Source organism: Vibrio sp. 10N.222.55.A1 (assembly GCF_041473835.1).
In the GTDB taxonomy this organism is placed as follows: domain Bacteria; phylum Pseudomonadota; class Gammaproteobacteria; order Enterobacterales; family Vibrionaceae; genus Vibrio; species Vibrio crassostreae_C.
Genome location: NZ_JBFRSX010000044.1, coordinates 5,416 through 6,327 on the forward strand (window position 1 = coordinate 5,416; position 912 = coordinate 6,327).

General features: G+C 43.8%; 1 protein-coding gene. It reads right to left on the reverse strand.

Annotation, left to right across the window (positions count from 1 at the left end):
* On the reverse strand, positions 1-852 hold an 852-nt coding region (locus AB4493_RS14310), incomplete at its 3' end, for an REP-associated tyrosine transposase (protein ID WP_372155243.1).
* Positions 853-912 lie beyond the last annotated feature (60 nt).

The following is a 912-nucleotide window of genomic DNA, read 5'->3' on the forward strand; positions in this document are numbered from 1 at the left end:
GGGGGGGGGGGGGCAGGTCTTGCCTTTTGCCACTATACGGCTGACTCGTGAATAATGTAAGTCGAAGTGATTCCCTATTTGCTTTTGCGTATAGCCACCGCTATTAAATGCAGCAATAATGGCATCATTTCTACTAGGCGCTGAGTCTTGGTACTCCTTTAGCGAAAGAGGTTTAGCACGTCGCTGTTTTGCCGGAACCTCTTTGATATCTCCCTCTGCTAAATTCAAATTAGGAAGATGACTGTTCACAAACTCATCACTGCCTAGGTACACCTGCTGCTTTAATCCTGTCCATAGTGGCTTACCAACCCCCTCGAAAACGAATTGCTTGTATTTCTCAACAGCCTTATTTCTCTGGCGGCCAAATTGAAACAAGGTTTGATCAACCGCTAGCCAGTCTGGTGACTCTTTTAAACCAGTAACAAAAGGCCAACTGCTCCACTCATATTCGTTCGGTGTATCCACTATATTTGCACGAACGGGGTTAAGTAAAATGTAACGTCCCACTTCCAATAGATAAGCGTCTTTGTCGACTAAAATGGCTTTAAAGCGACCTTGGTATAGATGACCGACTCGGTTATGTTTTCTATTGAACTTTTGGGTATACACACCATTAAGCTGACGCATTCCCTTACTTAAGTTCCCATCAGGAGTTTCGACGAGTAGATGGTAATGATTGGTCATTAAACAGTAGCTATGCACGACCCAATTGAATCGCTCACTGGTGCCTGACAACACTTCGATAAACAATTCAAAATCTTGCTCTTCCAGATAAATCGGCTGTCGAGCATTACCGCGCGACGTTACATGATAGAGCGCACCCGCATACTCTATTCTCAGTGGTCTACTCATTGTCTTCCCTATACAAAAATGGCCTAGTTAAAAACTAGACCATTTCATCAAAAAGGCAAA